This window comes from Klebsiella sp. HN106 (assembly GCF_051209435.1).
Taxonomy (GTDB): domain Bacteria; phylum Pseudomonadota; class Gammaproteobacteria; order Enterobacterales; family Enterobacteriaceae; genus Klebsiella; species Klebsiella oxytoca.
Genome location: NZ_JBLURD010000160.1, coordinates 1 through 344 on the forward strand (window position 1 = coordinate 1; position 344 = coordinate 344).

Below are 344 nucleotides of genomic sequence, written 5' to 3' on the forward strand. Positions count from 1 at the left end.
GCCGCCAGCTCCTGCGCCTGCGGATCGTCTTCGCTACGGAAATGCATCGCCGCCGCAATCCCTTTCACCAGGTTGCGGTGCGGCAGCCCGTATTCCAGTGTACCCAGCAGCGGCTTAATTAAACGGTCGCCAGCGCTCAGTTTGCGCAGCGGCTGACGGCCAACGCGCTCAACATCGTCTTTCAGGTACGGGTTCTCGAAACGGCCAAGTATTTTCTGGATATAAGCCGCGTGCTTCTGCGGGTCAAAGGCGTAACGTTTGATCAGCACCGCGCCGCTCTCTTCCATCGCGCCTTGCACGACGGCACGAATTTTCTTGTCGAGGATCGCGTCGCGAATCGTCTG

Annotated in this window: 1 pseudogene; it reads right to left on the reverse strand. The window is 59.3% G+C overall.

The window, feature by feature from the left end:
- A pseudogene (locus tag ACSIPU_RS30770) lies at positions 1–344 on the reverse strand (mannitol-1-phosphate 5-dehydrogenase); the annotation flags it as partial.